The 18,800-nt window shown below is 58.1% G+C and carries 16 protein-coding genes and 2 tRNA genes; 1 reads left to right on the forward strand and 17 read right to left on the reverse strand.

The window, feature by feature from the left end:
- The 10 genes from nusA to rlmE all read right to left on the reverse strand — a co-directional run.
- A partial coding sequence (nusA, locus tag VNV36_RS19560) for a transcription termination factor NusA (RefSeq protein WP_325719621.1) occupies positions 1 to 1,400 on the reverse strand: 1,400 nt, incomplete at its 3' end.
- 47 nt (positions 1,401 to 1,447) lie between these two features.
- Positions 1,448 to 1,906, reverse strand: a complete 459-nt coding sequence (gene rimP, locus VNV36_RS19565; RefSeq protein WP_007973115.1) for a ribosome maturation factor RimP — start codon at positions 1,904 to 1,906, stop codon at positions 1,448 to 1,450.
- Positions 1,907 to 2,045: 139 nt separating this feature from the next.
- Positions 2,046 to 2,122 (reverse strand) — tRNA-Met (locus VNV36_RS19570).
- A 97-nt stretch (positions 2,123 to 2,219) separates the two neighbouring features.
- A tRNA-Leu gene (locus tag VNV36_RS19575) sits at positions 2,220 to 2,305 on the reverse strand.
- A gap of 22 nt (positions 2,306 to 2,327) precedes the next feature.
- The gene (gene secG, locus VNV36_RS19580; RefSeq protein WP_016771756.1) at positions 2,328 to 2,711 is read right to left on the reverse strand and encodes a preprotein translocase subunit SecG; all 384 of its coding nucleotides are present in this window, start codon (positions 2,709 to 2,711) and stop codon (positions 2,328 to 2,330) included.
- A 4-nt stretch (positions 2,712 to 2,715) separates the two neighbouring features.
- Positions 2,716 to 3,471 (reverse strand): triose-phosphate isomerase, encoded by a 756-nt coding sequence (gene tpiA, locus VNV36_RS19585; RefSeq protein ID WP_325719625.1) that lies wholly within the window; start codon positions 3,469 to 3,471, stop codon positions 2,716 to 2,718.
- Between the two features lie 65 nt (positions 3,472 to 3,536).
- Positions 3,537 to 4,874: a phosphoglucosamine mutase gene (gene glmM, locus VNV36_RS19590; protein WP_325719627.1), complete on the reverse strand. Its 1,338-nt coding sequence runs from the start codon at positions 4,872 to 4,874 to the stop codon at positions 3,537 to 3,539.
- Between the two features lie 16 nt (positions 4,875 to 4,890).
- The gene (gene folP, locus VNV36_RS19595) at positions 4,891 to 5,742 is read right to left on the reverse strand and encodes a dihydropteroate synthase (protein ID WP_325719629.1); all 852 of its coding nucleotides are present in this window, start codon (positions 5,740 to 5,742) and stop codon (positions 4,891 to 4,893) included.
- An 8-nt stretch (positions 5,743 to 5,750) separates the two neighbouring features.
- Complete coding sequence (ftsH, locus tag VNV36_RS19600) at positions 5,751 to 7,658, reverse strand: ATP-dependent zinc metalloprotease FtsH (protein WP_325719631.1); 1,908 nt, start codon at positions 7,656 to 7,658, stop codon at positions 5,751 to 5,753.
- A 202-nt stretch (positions 7,659 to 7,860) separates the two neighbouring features.
- On the reverse strand, positions 7,861 to 8,490 hold the full coding sequence (gene rlmE, locus VNV36_RS19605) for a 23S rRNA (uridine(2552)-2'-O)-methyltransferase RlmE (RefSeq protein ID WP_325719633.1): 630 nt from the start codon (positions 8,488 to 8,490) through the stop codon (positions 7,861 to 7,863).
- Between the two features lie 101 nt (positions 8,491 to 8,591).
- On the opposite strand from rlmE, the gene VNV36_RS19610 reads away from it, so the two are divergent.
- Entirely contained in the window at positions 8,592 to 8,900 is a 309-nt protein-coding gene (locus tag VNV36_RS19610) for a YhbY family RNA-binding protein (RefSeq protein WP_325719635.1), read from the forward strand.
- Between the two features lie 9 nt (positions 8,901 to 8,909).
- Here the strand turns inward: VNV36_RS19610 and VNV36_RS19615 are convergent, their stop codons facing one another.
- From VNV36_RS19615 to dnaK, 7 genes are all read right to left on the reverse strand, one after another.
- Complete coding sequence (locus tag VNV36_RS19615; RefSeq protein ID WP_325719637.1) at positions 8,910 to 9,314, reverse strand: MFS transporter; 405 nt, start codon at positions 9,312 to 9,314, stop codon at positions 8,910 to 8,912.
- 28 nt (positions 9,315 to 9,342) lie between these two features.
- Entirely contained in the window at positions 9,343 to 9,819 is a 477-nt protein-coding gene (greA, locus tag VNV36_RS19620; protein ID WP_325719774.1) for a transcription elongation factor GreA, read from the reverse strand.
- A gap of 2 nt (positions 9,820 to 9,821) precedes the next feature.
- Positions 9,822 to 13,043: a carbamoyl-phosphate synthase large subunit gene (carB, locus tag VNV36_RS19625; RefSeq protein ID WP_325719639.1), complete on the reverse strand. Its 3,222-nt coding sequence runs from the start codon at positions 13,041 to 13,043 to the stop codon at positions 9,822 to 9,824.
- A gap of 124 nt (positions 13,044 to 13,167) precedes the next feature.
- Positions 13,168 to 14,304, reverse strand: coding sequence for a glutamine-hydrolyzing carbamoyl-phosphate synthase small subunit (gene carA / locus VNV36_RS19630; protein ID WP_325719641.1), 1,137 nt, complete (start codon positions 14,302 to 14,304; stop codon positions 13,168 to 13,170).
- A 256-nt stretch (positions 14,305 to 14,560) separates the two neighbouring features.
- On the reverse strand, positions 14,561 to 15,364 hold the full coding sequence (gene dapB, locus VNV36_RS19635; RefSeq protein WP_325719643.1) for a 4-hydroxy-tetrahydrodipicolinate reductase: 804 nt from the start codon (positions 15,362 to 15,364) through the stop codon (positions 14,561 to 14,563).
- Positions 15,365 to 15,373: 9 nt separating this feature from the next.
- The gene (dnaJ, locus tag VNV36_RS19640; RefSeq protein ID WP_325719646.1) at positions 15,374 to 16,498 is read right to left on the reverse strand and encodes a molecular chaperone DnaJ; all 1,125 of its coding nucleotides are present in this window, start codon (positions 16,496 to 16,498) and stop codon (positions 15,374 to 15,376) included.
- Between the two features lie 297 nt (positions 16,499 to 16,795).
- Positions 16,796 to 18,712, reverse strand: coding sequence for a molecular chaperone DnaK (gene dnaK / locus VNV36_RS19645; RefSeq protein ID WP_325719648.1), 1,917 nt, complete (start codon positions 18,710 to 18,712; stop codon positions 16,796 to 16,798).
- Positions 18,713 to 18,800: the final 88 nt, after the last annotated feature.

Below are 18,800 nucleotides of genomic sequence, written 5' to 3' on the forward strand. Positions count from 1 at the left end.
TCAATAGACTGCTCGGCCAGGTCTTCGCGGGTAATTACGCCGCGCACCGCCAGTTCCATCGCCAAATCCTTGTCCATACCCTCAAGCGAGAGCAGGTCTTCGGCCGGATGGGCGTCTGCCAGCTTTTCCTCAGTAGCGATGGCTTTGGTCAACAAGCGATCCTTGGCACGAGCACGAAGCTCGTCGACGATATCCTCGTCAAAGCCGTCGATGTTGAGCATTTCCTCCACCGGTACGTAGGCAATCTCTTCCAGGCTGGTGAAGCCTTCATCTACCAGCACCTGCGCCAGTTCTTCGTCGACTTCCAGCTCATCGATGAAGTTGCGCAGGATGTCGCCGGTTTCTGCTTGCTGCTTAGCCTGGATGTCCGATTCGGTCATCACGTTCAGGGTCCAGCCAGTCAACTGGCTGGCCAGACGTACGTTCTGACCACCGCGACCGATGGCCTGAGCCAGATTGTCTGCGCCAACGGCGATGTCCATGGCATGGGCATCTTCGTCAACGATAATTGCCGCGACCTCGGCCGGGGACATGGCGTTGATCACGAACTGGGCCGGGTTGTCGTCCCACAGCACGATATCAACACGCTCACCGCCCAACTCACCCGATACCGCCTGGACACGCGAACCGCGCATACCGATGCAGGCACCTTGTGGATCGATGCGCTTGTCCTTGGAGCGGACGGCGATCTTGGCACGCGAACCCGGATCACGGGACGCAGCCATGACCTCGATGAGGCCTTCAGCGATTTCCGGCACTTCGATACGGAACAGCTCGATCAGCATTTCCGGCGCGGTGCGCGACAGGATCAACTGCGGGCCGCGGTTCTCGGTGCGGATTTCCTTGAGCAGCGCACGCAGACGCACGCCGACACGGAAGGTTTCGCGAGAAATGATGTCTTCACGGGCCAGCAGCGCTTCAGCGTTGTTGCCCAGATCGACGATCACGTTGTCGCGGGTGACTTTTTTCACGGTGCCGGAGATGATTTCTCCCAGGCGTTCGCGATAGGCGTCGACCACTTGAGCGCGCTCGGCTTCGCGAACTTTCTGCACGATGACCTGCTTGGCAGTCTGTGCAGCGATGCGGCCGAACTCGATGGACTCGATTTTCTCTTCGACGACGTCACCAACCTTGGCGCCAGGATGCGTTTCGGCAACCTTGCTTGGCCAGGTCTCGATGGCCGGATCGTCAAGATCATTCTCTTCGACGACCGTCCAGCGACGGAAGGTTTCGTAGGAACCGGTGTGGCGGTTGATTTCCACACGCAGGTCCACTTCGTCTTCAAAACGCTTTTTGGTAGCAGTGGCCAGAGCCAGCTCCAGCGCTTCAAAAATTACGCTTGCCGGTACACCCTTTTCATTGGATACCGACTCAACAACCAGCAGTACTTCTTTGCTCATCGTACGCCTCGCCTTTCGCAAGCCATTGGATCCGCGGGATCCGCGTCTCAGTCAAAACTGGGAATAATGTTGGCCTTGTCGATCATATCGATCGGCAACAGGAACTCGTGGTCTTCTACCTGCACCACGACGTCCTGCTCTTCTACACCGCGCAGAAGGCCCTGAAAGTTGCGTCGACCTTCAAAAGGCGAGCGCAGCTTGATCTTCACTTGTTCACCGGCAAATTTGGCAAACTGCTCAAGAGTGAACAGCGGGCGCTCCATGCCAGGCGAGGAAACTTCAAGGGTGTATTCAACGGAGATCGGATCTTCAACATCCAGTACACCGCTGATCTGACGGCTGACAATGGCGCAATCGTCCACCAGCACGCCACCCTCTTTATCGATATAAACGCGCAACATCGAGTGCCGACCCTGAGCCGAAAACTCGATACCCCAGCATTCATAGCCCAGGGCCACGACCACCGGGGCCAGCAAGGCCTGCAACTCTTCTAGCTTGCTCGACACCTGAACCCCCTAGTGCATGATATGTGCATGCTTTGCAAAATAAAAAAATGGGCATAACGCCCATCCTTGAAACGCCGTCGAACAGCGGCGTTGAAAGTATCCAGCTAACAAAAAGCCCCTTAAAAGGGGCTCTTTAAACTGGTTGCGGGGGCCGGATTTGAACCGACGACCTTCGGGTTATGAGCCCGACGAGCTACCAGACTGCTCCACCCCGCGACAAAGCTGGGGCGGAAGTATACGACCGATCCCTTATAGGGTCAATGTAACCTTCCACCTGCAAGAAAGCCCGCAACAGCGGGCTCTCCTGACTAATTGGTACCGAGAAGGGGACTCGAACCCCTACACCCTATGGGCACAACCACCTCAAGGTTGCGTGTCTACCAATTCCACCACCTCGGCAATACTACGTTTGAAACCCTTCTTACTTCTGCTCTTGAGCTGGAGGTACGTCAGTCGCTGGAGTAGCCGACTTTTGCTCTTGAAGCACCGGGACATCATCAGAAGCCGGTTGTTGCTTAGGCACTTCCAACACTGCTGGATCTGGAAGACCTGCTTGAGTCAGCTGATGAGCTTTCTCTTTAGCAAAGTAACCTAACCCCAAGCTGGTTATGAAGAAACCGGCGGCAAGTATAGCAGTAAACTTACTAAGAAAGGTAGAGGAACCTTGGCTTCCGAACACAGTATTTGAAGCACCTGCTCCGAAAGACGCGCCAGCGTCCGCACCCTTACCCTGCTGCAGCAAAACCAGAGCAACTACGCCCAATGCACCCAGCAGATGAAAAACGACTACGACTGTTTCCAGCATTTTTTCAGTTTCCCGCGGCGCGACAAATCGCACCGAACTCATCTGCATTCAGGGAAGCTCCACCAATGAGCCCCCCATCGATATCCGGCATGCCGAACAGTTCGACCGCATTGGCCGCCTTCACGCTGCCGCCGTATAGAAGCCGCACACCTCGTGCGACTTCAGAATTCTCTGCCGCCAACTGCTCGCGAATGGCTTTGTGCACATCCTGAGCCTGTTGCGGCGTTGCAGTCAGTCCGGTACCAATGGCCCAGACCGGCTCGTAAGCGATTACTGCCTTGGCAAAGGCACCGACACCGAGCTCTTCAATGATGCTGCCAAGCTGACGCCCGACAACTTCAAGGGTTTTTCCGGATTCGCGCTGTTCGAGGGTTTCCCCTACACACAACACCGGAACCAAGCCACATGCCTGTGCCGCTGCGAACTTGCGATTCAGCATCCCGTCCCGCTCGCCGAGAATCTGGCGGCGTTCTGAATGCCCGACAAGCACTAGGGAACAACCTGCATCCACCAGTTGACTGGGAGCAATCTCACCGGTCAGCGCACCTTGCATGGCTTCCACCGCAGAATTCTGCGCGCCGACCGAAATCGACTTTCCTTTCAAGCCATCAATCACTTGATTGATATACAAGCAAGGCGGGAACACCGCGACATCAACACCGCTTGGCAAGGCCAGATGACGAAGGCCGTTGATCAGCTCAGCGACGCTGGCGCGGGTACCGTGCATCTTCCAGTTACCAGCTACCATAGGGCGACGCATGCTGTACCTCGTCGGTCAAAGTGGGCGCAGATGTTACCCAACACAATCATGGCTTGCAAGCCGTATCAGGCAGAAACTTCAGTTACCAGTTTTGCCAGCTCTTCGGCATAGCCGCGAACCTGGTTTTCGTCCTCGCCTTCGACCATGACGCGCACCAAAGGCTCTGTGCCGGACTTGCGCAGAAGCACGCGACCGCGCCCCGCCATCGCCTGAGTTACACGGGCACTGGCTTCCTTGACAGCCGGATGCTCCAGCGGGCTTTCACCGCCGCCAAAGCGGACGTTGATCAGAACCTGCGGGCACTTGCGCAGCGCCTGCCGGGTTTGGGCGAGCCCTTCGTTGCGGGATTTCAGCGCCATCAACACCTGCAGAGCCGCGATGATCGCGTCGCCCGTTGTGGTGTGATTGAAACACACGACATGCCCGGAGTTTTCTCCACCGACAAGCCAGTTGCGCTCTTGCAGCTCAGCGATCACATAGCGGTCACCGACATTGGCACGAACGAAAGGGATCGACAGATCTGCCAGGGCCAGTTCGAGGCCGAGGTTGCTCATCAACGTACCGACCACTCCACCCTGCAACTTGCCGCGCTCATGCAGATCGCGGGCAATGATAAACAGCAGATCATCACCATCGACGATGGTGCCGGTGTGATCAACCATCAATACCCGATCGCCATCACCATCGAATGCGATCCCGAGGTCGGCATGCTCGGCGAGTACCGCAGCCTGCAACGGCCCCATATGCGTGGAACCGCAGTTATCGTTGATATTCAGCCCGTTCGGTTGAGCAGAAAGCACAACAACTTCAGCGCCCAGCTCACGGAACACACTTGGCGCGACTTTATAGGTCGCCCCGTGTGCGCAGTCGATGACTATCTTCAGTCCGGAAAAATTGGTCCCGGTGGGCACGCTGCTTTTACAGAACTCGATATAGCGACCCGATGCGTCATTTATTCGCGAGACTTTGCCGATCTTGCTCGACTCGACGACGGTCATGGGCGTATCGAGCAACTCTTCGATCATCAACTCCAACTCATCCGGCAGCTTGGTGCCTTTGCCAGAGAAGAACTTGATACCGTTATCATCATGAGGATTGTGCGAAGCGCTGATCACGATTCCGGCTTCAGCCTGGAACGTACGCGACAGATAAGCGATGGCCGGGGTCGGCATCGGCCCGAGCAACATCACATCAGCACCTGCCGATGTCAGTCCCGCTTCAAGCGCCGATTCGAACATATAGCCGGAGATCCGCGTGTCTTTGCCGACGAGCACCTTGCAGGCACCCATCTTGCGGAAAGCCATGCCTGCCGCCCAGCCAAGCTTGAGCATGAAGTCAGGCGTGATCGGGTATTCACCAACGCGACCGCGAATGCCGTCGGTGCCAAAATATTTCTTGCTCATAAGTGCTCCATCATTCTTATTCGGCTGATTCTACGGCCGCGATCATTCGTACCACATCGACAGTTTCCGCCACATCGTGAACCCGCAATATCCGCGCACCCTTGACCGAAGCCAGCGCCGCAAGCGCCAGGCCACCATGCAGACGCTCGCCCACGGGACGGTTCAACGCGTGGCCAATCATACTCTTGCGCGAAACACCTACCAGCAAAGGTCGACCCAGCGCATGCAGGGCCTCCATGTGCTTGAACAAGCTTAGATTGTGCTGCAAGGTTTTGGCGAAGCCGAAGCCGGGATCAAGAATAATCCGCTCGGCGGGAATGCCAGCCTGGGCGCACTGATCCATGCGCTCGGCAAGAAACTCTCCGACCTCGCGAGTGACATTCTGATACTGCGGATTATCCTGCATATCGCCCGGCTCGCCGAGCATATGCATGAGACAGACGGGTAAACCGGTCGCCGCCGCCGCGTCCATTGCGCCATCACGTCGCAGCGAACGCACATCATTGATCAATCCGGCACCGAGCCGCGCGGTTTCGCGCATGACTGCCGGGGTCGAAGTATCGACTGAAATGACGACATCCAGCTCTCGATTGATCAGCTCGACAATTCGCGCAACTCGCTCAAGCTCTTCCAGGGGAGAAACCGCCCGTGCACCCGGCCGGGTCGATTCGCCGCCGACATCGATCAGCGTCGCCCCGGCCAGCACCATGGCTTCGGCGTGGCGCAGCGCAGCATCGAGCTGGCTGTAGCGGCCGCCGTCGGAAAAGGAATCAGGAGTGACATTGAGAATGCCCATGACATGCGTCTGGGCCAAATCAAGAACCCGGTTGCCGCAAGGCAACCGGGTCAGGGACTGTACAGAAGTCATTTCAAGCCTTAAACGTCAGCAGCCGGACCGCCAATCGGTTTTTCCGGACGCTCATCCTGCACGACAGGCGGTGGAGGCGTACCGGTGCCGCCCGACCAGTCACGCGGTTCTCGAGGCGTGCGACCCGCCATGATGTCATCGATCTGCTCGGCATCAATGGTTTCGTACTTCATCAGCGCATCGGCCATTGCATCCAGCTTGTCACGGTTATCCGTGAGGATCTGCTTGGCGGTGCCGTAGCACTGATCAATGATACTGCGCACTTCAGAGTCGATCAGCTTGGCTGTCTCACCGGAGAAGCTTGCGTTCTGACCGCCACCGCCACGCCCGAGGAATACTTCACCCTCTTCTTCGGCGTACATCAGCGGACCGAGTTTTTCCGACAGACCCCATTTCGTCACCATGTTCCGCGCAATCTGGCTGGCACGCATGATGTCGTTGGAAGCGCCGGTAGTAACACCATCGAAGCCCAGAGTCATTTCTTCGGCGATACGACCGCCGTACAGCGAGCAGATCTGACTGATCAAGGCGCGCTTGGACAGGCTGTAGCGATCTTCTTCCGGCAGGAACATGGTCACACCCAGCGCGCGACCGCGCGGGATGATCGACACCTTGTAGACCGGATCATGCTCAGGCACCACGCGACCCACGATGGCGTGGCCAGCTTCGTGATAAGCGGTGTTCTGCTTTTCTTTCTCGGACATGACCATGGATTTGCGCTCGGCGCCCATCATGATCTTGTCCTTGGCCAGTTCGAACTCTTTCATCTCGACGATACGCTTGCCGCTGCGGGCAGCGAATAGCGACGCTTCGTTGACCAGATTGGCCAGGTCAGCACCCGAGAAGCCTGGAGTACCACGCGCGATCACTGCCGGAGCAACATCATCGCCCATCGGAACTTTGCGCATGTGCACTTTCAGAATCTGCTCACGACCACGAATATCCGGCAAGCCAACCACCACCTGGCGGTCGAAACGTCCCGGACGCAGCAGCGCAGGGTCGAGTACGTCTGGACGGTTGGTTGCGGCGATCACGATGATGCCGTCGTTCATTTCGAAGCCGTCCATCTCGACCAGCAACTGGTTGAGAGTCTGCTCACGCTCATCGTGACCGCCACCCATACCGGCGCCACGGTGGCGACCGACAGCGTCGATCTCGTCGATAAAGATGATGCAAGGGGCATGTTTTTTAGCCTGCTCGAACATGTCGCGAACACGGCTGGCGCCGACACCGACAAACATCTCGACGAAGTCAGAACCGGAAATGGTGAAGAACGGCACTTTCGCTTCGCCGGCAATCGCCTTGGCCAACAAGGTCTTACCGGTACCTGGTGGGCCGACCATCAATACGCCGCGCGGAATACGACCGCCCAGACGCTGGAATTTGCCCGGATCACGCAGGAACTCAACCAGCTCGCCGACTTCCTCCTTGGCTTCGTCGCAACCGGCAACGTCAGCCAAAGTGGTTTTCACCTGATCTTCGGAGAGCAGGCGCGCCTTGCTCTTGCCGAAGCTCATTGGCCCACCCTTGCCGCCGGCACCGCCCTGCATCTGGCGCATGAAGAACATGAACACCGCGATGATCACCAGGATCGGGAAGCTGGCTACCAGAAGCTGGGTCCAGATGCTTTGCTGTTCAGGCTGCTTGCCTTCAACCACAACGTGGTTGTCGACCAGATCGCCGATCAGGCCATTATCCTGAATTGCCGGACGAATGGTCTTGAAGCTGTCACCATCGGTGCGCTTGCCGGTAATCACATAGCCATCAACGGCTACGCGCTCGACCTTGCCATCCTTGACCTGCTGGATGAAGTCGGAATAGTTGAGGGTCTGCGGCTCGTTAGGGCTGGAGAAGTTGTTCATCACCGTCACCAGGACAGCCGCGATGATCAACCACAGGATCAGATTCTTTGCCATATCGTTCAATTAACTACCCTCTGAAGCAAGCTCCGCTACTGGCGCGCGCTTCGCATGATATTCACCGGCCTAACTTACTACATTACCTACAACTCTGGCAGGCGCCGTCTGTAACCCTTTGTGAAACACTTTCTACACAATATTCGCTTATGCCCGCAGAGCGAAATATGAAAAACCTATCGCCCTGCCGAAAAACCTCGCTTTACGCATCACCACCGCGGTAACCCCAGGCCAGCATATATTGCTCGCGGGAGCTGCCACGGGAGGAGTCTGGCTTGATCATCTGGATCTTGTCGAACTTCTTGCGAGCATCCTTCAGATAAACATCGAAACCTTCACCCTGGAAAATCTTGATGACGAAATTGCCACCCGGCTTGAGTATCCGCTCTGCCAGATCGAGAGCGAGCTCGCAAAGAAACATGGCTTTGGGCATGTCCACTTCGGGCGTACCACTCATATTGGGGGCCATATCGGAAATCACAAGGTCCACCTGCGAATTACCCACGGCCTCGAGGATCTCAGCGAGCACCGTGTCCTCAGTGAAGTCGCCCTGAATAAAATGCACGTCAGGGATGCTGTCCATCTCCAGAATATCAGATGCGATCAAACGGCCCTGCCCACCGATCAATCGACTGGTGACCTGCGACCAGCCGCCCGGCGCCGCGCCGAGGTCGACAACACTCATGCCCGGGCGGATCAGTTTGTATTTTTCCTGGATCTCCAGCAGCTTGTAACTCGCACGCGAGCGGTAACCGTCCTTCTGCGCCTGCTTCACATAAGGATCGTTGACATGTCTTTTCAGCCAACCAAGGCTTGTCTTGGAACGCGCCATTGGGCACCTCGATGATTAGGGTCGTGATTAGTTGGGCGGATCCACGAACCCTCGGGTAAAATGGCCGCCATTTTACAGAATCCAGACGAAAGGGTCAGATTATGCCGCTCACTCCAGAGCAGAAGAAACAGTACAAATCCATTGGCCACCACCTGAAGCCAGTGTTGATTGTGGCTGACAACGGTTTGACTGAAGGTGTGTTAGCCGAACTCGAACGCGCATTGGCGGATCACGAGCTGATCAAGATCAAGCTCAACATCCTCGATCGCGAGTCGCGCCTGGCGCACATCGCCGAACTGTGCAAAGTCGGCAAAGCGGATCTGGTACAGGTCATCGGCAAGATGGCACTGGTTTACCGCAGGAATTTCAGCGCCAACAAGCAGCTGTCGAACGTTCATCGCTTCAAATGATGACCAGGGTCAAGGGTGTGCTTCGCGCACCCTGCCACCCCATCCCGGCACCGGCTGCATCACCAGCACCAGCCCGGAAAACCCCAGCACCAGATAACTGAATACCTGCCAGCGCTGCGCATCCGGCCAGCCGACACGTACCGCGACATACATCGCGCACGCGTACAACGCCATCAACAGCACTTGTCCGCGAAAATCCCGCCATAGACTGCCAAGGCCCTCGGCCTGTACCAGCACCAAAACCTGAAAGACAACGCACAGAGCGGCGAATCCAACCACCAGCACTTCGAATGCACGGGCTACTTCGTCGATCAACAGCGGCGCCAGGCCAATCTGGCCCAACGCCGGCTGCAAACCGATGTGAATCAGCCATAGACCACCGACCCAAAGCATTTGGGTTAGCTGCCAAAGCATGGCGCCCGCATGCAGCGGGCGCCTTCTTTCAGATGTGACGAACTTCGACAATCTCATACTCGATATCGCCGCCCGGCGTTTTCACGACGACGGTGTCGCCCTCTTCCTTGGCAATCAAGGCGCGGGCGATCGGCGAACCGACCGAAATCTTGCCGAGCTTGATGTCAGCCTCGTCCTCACCCACGATCTGGTAAGTGACGCTTTCATCGGTTTCGACATTAGCGATTTCAACAGTGGTGCCGAAAATCACCTTGCCGGTATGCGGAATGGTCGTGACGTCGATGATCACAGCATTCTGCATGCGGCCTTCAATATCGCGGACTCGCGCTTCGACCATGCCCTGCTCTTCACGAGCGGCATGGTATTCGGCGTTTTCCTTGAGATCGCCGAGCTCGCGCGCTTCGCCAATCGCCTGGCTCAGACGCGGACGCTCAACCTTGGTCAGGAACGCATGCTCTTCTTCCAGAGCTTTAGCGCCCTGAACAGTCATCGGGTACTTGGTTATGCTCATGCCTTCAATCCTGCGTGTAGATCCTGCAAGCGACGCACGGTCTTTTCCGGACCGAACTTCAGCGCTTCACAGATAGCTTCGCCAGCAGCAATAGTGGTGGTGCAGTAAATCTTGTGCTGCAGGGCATTGCGACGAATGGAGTACGAATCAGCGATCGACTGGCGACCTTCGGTGGTGTTGATGATCAGCGTGACTTCGTCATTCTTGATCATGTCGACCACGTGCGGGCGACCCTCGGTCACCTTGTTCACGCGGCGCACTTTTAGGCCTGCCGCTTCGATCAGCCTGGCAGTGCCAGCCGTGGCGACCACTTCGAAACCCAAGTTGATCAGATCACGGGCCACGCCTGCAACCAATGGCTTGTCGTCGTCACGCACACTGATGAACGCAGTACCGCCGGTCGGCAGCACTTCGCTGGCGCCCATCTGCGCCTTGGCGAAGGCTTCACCGAAGGTGTCGCCGACGCCCATCACTTCACCGGTCGACTTCATTTCCGGGCCGAGGATCGGGTCAACGCCAGGGAATTTGGCGAACGGGAACACCGCCTCTTTTACGCTGTAAAAGTTCGGGATGATTTCCTTGGTGAAACCGATTTCCTTCAGAGTCTTACCGGCCATCACGCGGGCAGCGATCATCGCCAGGGAGACACCGATGCACTTGGAAACGAACGGCACGGTACGCGAGGCGCGCGGGTTGACTTCGATGACGTAGATGTCTTCGCCTTGCAACGCCAGCTGCACGTTCATCAGACCGACAACGCCCAGCTCCAGGGCCATTTTCTTGACCTGCTCGCGCATCTCGTCCTGGATGTGCGCCGGCAGCGAGTACGGCGGCAGCGAGCATGCGGAGTCGCCGGAGTGAACCCCGGCCTGCTCGATGTGTTGCATGATCGCGCCGATGACGACATCTTTACCGTCACTGACCGCATCCACATCCATTTCTATGGCGCAGTTGAGGAAGTGGTCGAGCAGCACAGGGCTGTCGTTGGACACTTGCACCGCGTCACGCAGGTAACGCTTGAGCTCGTCTTCCTTGTAAACGATTTCCATTGCGCGGCCGCCCAATACGTAGGACGGGCGCACCACCAGCGGATAACCGATTTTTGCTGCAGCACGCACCGCTTCGTCTTCGCTGCGCACGGTGGCGTTTGGCGGCTGACGCAGGTTCAGGCGCTCAACCATCTGCTGAAAGCGCTCGCGATCTTCCGCACGGTCGATGGCGTCAGGGCTGGTGCCGATAATCGGCACGCCGGCGGCCTCCAGAGCGCGGGCCAGTTTCAACGGGGTCTGGCCACCGTACTGGACGATCACGCCTTTGGGCTTCTCGACGCGGCAGATTTCCAGCACGTCTTCCAGGGTTACCGGCTCGAAGTACAGACGGTCGGAAGTATCGTAATCGGTGGAAACGGTTTCCGGGTTGCAGTTGACCATGATGGTTTCATAGCCGTCTTCGCGCAGTGCGAGAGCAGCATGAACGCAGCAGTAGTCGAACTCGATGCCCTGGCCGATACGGTTCGGCCCACCACCGAGAATCATGATCTTGTCGCGACCCGATGGCGCCGCCTCGCACTCTTCCTCGTAGGTCGAGTAGAGGTAAGCGGTGTCGGTGGCGAACTCGGCGGCGCAAGTATCGACGCGCTTGTAGACCGGGAACACTTCCAGCTTCTGACGGTGTGTACGCAGGTTCTTCTCGGTCACACCCAGCAGTTTGGCCAGACGCTGATCGGAGAAGCCTTTGCGCTTGAGCTTGAACATCAGATCGCGGTCGATCGCGGACAGGCCGAGGGTCTTGACCTTCTCTTCGTCCTTGATCAGGTCTTCGATCTGCACCAGGAACCATGGGTCGATCATGTTCATGCCGAAGATGTCTTCGACCGACAGGCCGGCGCGGAAGGCGTCTGCCACGTACCAGATACGCTCGGCGCCCGGCACGGTCAGTTCGCGCTTGAGCACGCTCATGCTTTCCGGGTTGCTCAGGTCGAGCTTCTCGTCCAGACCGCAAACACCGACTTCCAGACCGCGCAGAGCTTTCTGCAGGGACTCCTGGAAGGTCCGGCCGATGGCCATGACTTCACCAACCGACTTCATTTGCGTGGTCAGACGCGCGTCAGCCTTGGCGAATTTCTCGAAGGCAAAGCGTGGCATTTTGGTGACGACGTAGTCGATCGACGGTTCGAACGACGCCGGGGTCTTGCCGCCGGTGATGTCGTTCGACAGCTCATCAAGGGTGTAACCCACAGCCAGTTTGGCCGCGACTTTGGCGATCGGGAAACCGGTGGCTTTCGAAGCCAGTGCCGAGGAACGCGATACACGCGGGTTCATTTCGATCACGACCATGCGGCCAGTGTTCGGACAAATACCGAACTGCACGTTGGAACCGCCGGTCTCGACGCCGATCTCGCGCAGTACCGCCAGCGAGGCGTTACGCAGGATCTGGTATTCCTTGTCGGTCAGGGTCTGGGCTGGAGCAACGGTGATCGAGTCGCCGGTGTGCACGCCCATCGGGTCGAAGTTTTCGATCGAGCAGACGATGATGCAGTTGTCCTTTTTATCGCGGACAACTTCCATTTCATATTCTTTCCAGCCGATCAGCGACTCGTCGATCAGCAGCTCTTTGGTCGGCGACAGGTCCAGACCACGGGCGCAGATTTCTTCGAACTCTTCACGGTTGTAAGCGATGCCGCCACCGGTGCCGCCCATGGTGAAGGACGGACGGATGATGCATGGGAAACCGAGGGTTTCGAGAACCGCATTGGCCTCTTCCATGCTGTGGGCGATGCCGGAACGCGGACAGGCCAGGCCGATGGATTTCATCGCCTTGTCGAAACGCGAACGGTCTTCAGCCTTGTCGATGGTGTCGGCGTTGGCACCGATCATCTCTACGCCGAACTTCTCCAGAACGCCTTCGCGCTCCAGATCCAGGGCGCAGTTCAATGCAGTCTGGCCACCCATGGTTGGCAACACGGCGTCCGGACGCTCTTTTTCGATGATCTTGGCAACGGTCTGCCACTTGATCGGCTCGATGTAGGTAGCGTCGGCCATGTCCGGGTCGGTCATGATGGTGGCGGGGTTGGAGTTCACCAGGATGACGCGGTAACCCTCCTCGCGCAGGGCTTTGCAGGCCTGGGCGCCGGAGTAGTCGAATTCGCAGGCCTGGCCGATCACAATCGGGCCAGCGCCGAGAATCAGGATGCTTTTAATGTCTGTACGTTTTGGCATGGTTTGTCACTCAAATCCGCAGGTCAGTCGGCAAGCCGTCTTGATCGATTTCTGAAGCCTGGAAGGGGCCACCGGTGCCGGGGCCGCCCTCGAGGGCTTCTCTCTACAGTCTCAAGGCGAACGCTTAGCGTCGCTTGGCCATCTCGTTGATGAAGCGGTCGAACAGTGGCGCGACATCGTTCGGGCCGGGGCTCGCTTCAGGGTGACCCTGGAAGCTGAACGCACTCTTGTCGGTGCGCTCGATGCCTTGCAGGGTGCCATCGAACAGCGATTTGTGGATCGCACGCACGTTGGCTGGCAGGGTGGCTTCGTCTACCGCAAAACCGTGGTTCTGGCTGGTGATCATCACCACCCCTGTGTCCAGATCCTGCACCGGGTGGTTGGCACCGTGGTGGCCGTGGCCCATTTTCAGAGTCTTGGCACCGGACGCCAGAGCCAGCAGTTGGTGACCCAGGCAGATACCGAACACCGGGGTCTCGGTTTCAAGGACTTCCTTGATCGCCTGGATCGCGTAGTCGCATGGCTCCGGATCACCGGGGCCGTTGGACAGGAACACGCCGTCCGGCTTGAGTGCCAGCACATCGGCGGCCGGAGTCTGAGCCGGCACCACGGTGACGCGGCAGCCGCGCTCTACCAGCATGCGCAGGATGTTGACCTTGACGCCGTAGTCGTAGGCGACCACGTGGTATGGCAGCTCGGAGGCTTCGATGGTCGCGTGGCTGTCGGTTTTCAGATCCCAGACAGTCGAGCGCCACTCGTATTGCTTCTGGGTGCTGACGACTTTCGCCAGATCCATGCCCTTCAAGCCCGGGAAGCCTTGCGCAGCGGCAATGGCCGCTTCCTCCGAGATGTTGTCGCCGGCCATGATGCAGCCGTTCTGAGCGCCTTTTTCACGCAGGATGCGGGTCAGGCGACGGGTGTCGATACCGGCGATAGCCACTACATTGTTGGCCTTCAGGTAATCGGACAGGGACATCGTGTTACGCCAGTTGCTCGCTACCAGCGGCAGGTCGCGGATAACCAGGCCAGCAGACCAGACGCGGTCGGACTCGGCATCTTCCGGCGTGGTGCCGGTGTTGCCGATGTGCGGGTAAGTCAGGGTAACGATCTGTTGGGCGTAGGAAGGATCGGTAAGGATTTCCTGATAGCCGGTCATTGCGGTGTTGAACACCACCTCACCAACGGTCTGACCGTCGGCTCCAATGGCTTCGCCGCGAAAAATGCTGCCATCAGCAAGGGCGAGTATGGCTGGCTTAGTCAAGAAGACCTCCCGTAAATAACGCATGAAAGGGCAATCGCAGGTTGTAAAAAAGCGGAGTGACGTATGGACACGTCACCCCGCTTCTTCACTGAAATTATTCTGCGCGCTTTTAGTGGACACACTAAAGCTGTAGCTTACAGAAAAGGGCGTTTTCGGTCCACCGCTAAAGAGCCTTAAAGGCCGGAGAATGCGACAGGAAGTCGCCAAGCGGTAAAAACCGGTGCAAACAGGACGCTTGCACCGGTTCAGTCACGGCTCAACGCAGGTCGAGCACGTCTTGCATGTCATACAGACCCGGCTCACGACCGTCCAGCCACAGCGCCGCACGTACCGCGCCCTTGGCGAATGTCATGCGGCTTGAGGCCTTGTGGGTGATCTCGACGCGCTCGCCATCGGCAGCGAACAGAACTGTGTGATCACCGACGATGTCGCCAGCACGCACGGTGGCGAAACCAATGGTTTCACGCCCACGCGCACCGGTCTGGCCTTCGCGGCCGTAGACCGCGACCTTCTTCAGATCACGCCCCAGCGCGTCGGCAATCACTTCGCCCATGCGCACCGCCGTGCCCGATGGCGCGTCGACCTTGTGCCGGTGATGAGCTTCCATGATTTCGATATCGACATCGTCACCCAGCACTCGCGCAGCAGTGTCGAGCAATTTCAGGCAGAGGTTGACGCCAACGCTGAAGTTGGCGGCGAAGACGATCGGAATGTCCTTGCCCGCCTCGGCTAGCAATTGCTTCTCTTCAACACTGAAACCGGTCGTACCAATGATCATCGCCTTGCCGTGTTTGCGGCAGAACGCGAGATTCTTCAGAGTCACGGTCGGGTGCGTGAAGTCGATCAGCACGTCGAACTCTTCAACCACGCGATCGAGATCTCCAGACAGTGGCACGCCGATACGACCCAGCGCTGCCAGCTCACCGGCATCGGCGCCGACCAGCGTGCTGTCGGGACGATCGACCGCCGCCGTCAGCCCGGCGCCCGGGGTTTGCTGTATCGCCTCTATCAGGGTCTTGCCCATGCGCCCGGCGGCGCCCATCACTGCAATACGTCGCATGCCGACTCCTTACAAATCGCCGAAGAAGCGCTTCACACCGTCGAACCAACCGGTGGTTTTCGGTGAGTGACTGTTGTCGTCGGCCAGGGAGCTGCGGAATTCTTCCAGCAGTTCACGCTGACGACGATTGAGGTTGACCGGCGTTTCAACGGCCACACGGCACATCAGGTCGCCTGCACCACCGCCACGCACTGGCGCAACGCCTTTGCCGCGTACGCGGAACTGCTTGCCGGTTTGCGTACCTTCGGGGATTTTCAGTTTGACGCGACCGTCGAGGGTCGGAATTTCCAGCTCGCCGCCCAACGCTGCATCGACGAAGCTGATCGGCACTTCGCAGAACAGATGCTTGCCGTCACGCTGGAAGATGTCGTGTTCGCGCACATTGATCACAACGTACAGGTCGCCAGTCGGCCCGCCCTGGGTACCCGCCTCGCCTTCGCCGGACAGACGAATGCGGTCGCCAGTGTCGACACCGGCAGGCACTTTCACCGAGAGGGTTTTGTACTCTTCGACGCGGCCGTCGCCGTGGCAGGACTCGCACGGATCGGAAATGATCTTGCCCTGACCGTGGCAGCGCGGGCAGGTCTGTTGCACCGAGAAGAAGCCCTGCTGCATGCGCACCTGGCCGATCCCGCCGCACGTCGGGCACGTCGTAGGCGAAGAACCTTTCTTGGCACCGGAACCATCGCACGGCTTGCAGTTGACCAACGTCGGCACGCGGATATTCACCGACGTGCCGCGCACGGCCTCTTCCAGATTCAGCTCCAGGGTGTAGCGCAGATCGCTGCCACGCTGGGCACCGCCACGGGAGCCGCCGCGACCGCCGCCGAAGAAATCACTGAAGACATCGCCGAAGATGTCCGAGAAGTTCTGGCCACCGAAACCGGCACCGCCACCCCCCATGCTCGGATCCACGCCGGCATGACCGTACTGGTCGTATGCCGCTCGCTTGCTGGCGTCGGACAACACTTCATAGGCCTCGTTGGCCTCTTTGAATGCCTCTTCCGAAGCTTTGTCGCCGGGATTACGGTCGGGGTGGTGCTTCATTGCCAGGCGGCGATAGGCCTTCTTCAGGTCCGCTTCGCTCGTGCCTCGCTCGACACCCAATACTTCGTAATAGTCACGCTTTGCCATAAGTTCTTTGCACTCTTAAGGACGTTCGGCAAACCCCTCCTGAGCCTCGCCAAACTCGTTGAGCCCCCATTAAGGCCCGGACCCAACTCACGTCAATTCAACGATCCTGGTCTTGATTGATGCGGTAATTGCGGCGCGAAAAGCAGGAGCATTCCCGGCCATACCACCAGCATCCGAACGTCGTCGCATGCTGTAAAAATTCGCGTATTCCAGATACGCCAACGCGGGAGGCAAGCTCCCGCGCGGCGACATCCTACCAGTCACCGCCGCAAGGCAGTCAACCGGGCGACCAACAACTTACTTGTGGTCTTTGACTTCTTCGAACTCGGCATCGACAACGTCGTCAGCCTTCTCAGCCGATTCGCCTTGCGGGGCAGCGCCATCAGCTGGCGGAGCCTGATCGGCGTACATCTTCTGAGCAACCGGAGCGGAGACTTTCGACAGCTCTTCAATCTTCGCTTCGATAGCAGCCTTGTCGTCACCTTTGACGGCGGCTTCCAGGGCAACCACAGCCGCTTCGATTGCAGTCTTCTCTTCGGCGGTGACTTTCTCACCTGCGTCAGTGATCATCTTGCGAGTCGAGTGAACCAGTGCATCACCCTGGTTACGCGCAGCGGCTAGTTCCTCGAACTTGCGGTCTTCCTCGGCATTCGCCTCGGCGTCACGCACCATGCGCTCGATTTCTTCATCGGACAGACCGGAGTTGGCCTTGATCACGATCGACTGGGTCTTGCCGGTAGCCTTGTCTTTCGCGCCGACGTGCAGAATGCCGTTGGCGTCGATGTCGAAGGTCACTTCGATCTGCGGCACGCCACGTGGAGCTGGTGGAATGTCGGCCAGGTCGAACTTGCCCAGCGATTTGTTCTGTGCGGCTTGCTTGCGCTCACCCTGCAGAACGTGAATGGTCACAGCGCCCTGGTTGTCGTCGGCAGTCGAGAACACTTGCGATTTCTTGGTAGGAATCGTCGTGTTTTTCTCGATCAGCGCGGTCATTACGCCACCCATGGTTTCGATACCCAGGGTCAGCGGGCTGACGTCGAGCAGCAGCACGTCTTTCACGTCACCGGCCAGAACAGCGCCCTGGATCGCAGCACCCATGGCAACGGCTTCGTCCGGGTTGACGTCTTTACGCGCTTCTTTACCGAAGAAATCGGTAACCAGTTTCTGCACCAGCGGCATACGAGTCTGGCCACCGACCAGAATCACGTCGTTGATCGCGCTGACGTCGATACCGGCGTCTTTCATGGCGATGCGGCAAGGTTCGATGGTGCGCTGAACCAGGTCTTCAACCAGAGCTTCGAGCTTGGCACGGGAGATTTTCACGTTCAGGTGCTTAGGACCGGTCGCGTCTGCAGTGATGTACGGCAGGTTGACGTCGGTCGACTGAGCGGACGACAGCTCGATCTTGGCTTTCTCAGCGGCTTCTTTCAGACGCTGCATGGCCAGCGGATCACCCTTGAGGTTCATGCCGCTTTCTTTCTTGAATTCGTCGACGAGGTAGTCGATCAAACGAATGTCGAAGTCTTCACCGCCGAGGAAGGTGTCACCGTTGGTGGCCAACACTTCGAACTGGTGCTCACCGTCAACTTCAGCGATCTCGATCACCGAAACGTCGAAAGTACCGCCACCCAGGTCATAAACGATCACGGTGTGATCGCCCTTGGCCTTGTCCATACCGTAAGCCAGAGCGGCTGCGGTTGGTTCGTTGATGATACGTTTTACGTCCAGACCAGCGATGCGGCCGGCGTCTTTGGTGGCCTGACGCTGGCTGTCGTTGAAGTAGGCCGGAACGGTGATCACCGCTTCGGTCACTGCCTCGCCGAGGTAGTCTTCGGCGGTCTTCTTCATTTTCTTCAGAATTTCAGCCGAGATTTGTGGCGGGGCCATTTTCTGGCCGTTCACTTCAACCCAGGCGTCGTTGTTGTCAGCCTTGACGATCTTGTAAGGGACCATCTGGATGTCTTTCTGCACAACTTCTTCGTCGAAACGACGACCGATCAGACGCTTTACCGCGTACAGGGTGTTGTGCGGGTTGGTCACAGCCTGGCGCTTGGCCGACTGACCTACCAGAATTTCGCCATCGTTGGCGTAAGCGATGATCGACGGCGTGGTACGCGCGCCTTCAGCGTTTTCAATAACCTTGGCTTTGCCGTTTTCCAGCACGGAGACGCAGGAGTTGGTAGTCCCCAGGTCGATACCGATGATTTTGCCCATGTTCACTCTCCCGAAACTTTGGATTTTGTTGCCGCAGCAGTGGTGGCCGACTGCGGTAGCACTTAAACGCTTGACTTCTAAATGGGGG

Origin of the sequence: Pseudomonas sp. (assembly GCF_035554175.1) — a bacterium.
Taxonomy (GTDB): domain Bacteria; phylum Pseudomonadota; class Gammaproteobacteria; order Pseudomonadales; family Pseudomonadaceae; genus Aquipseudomonas.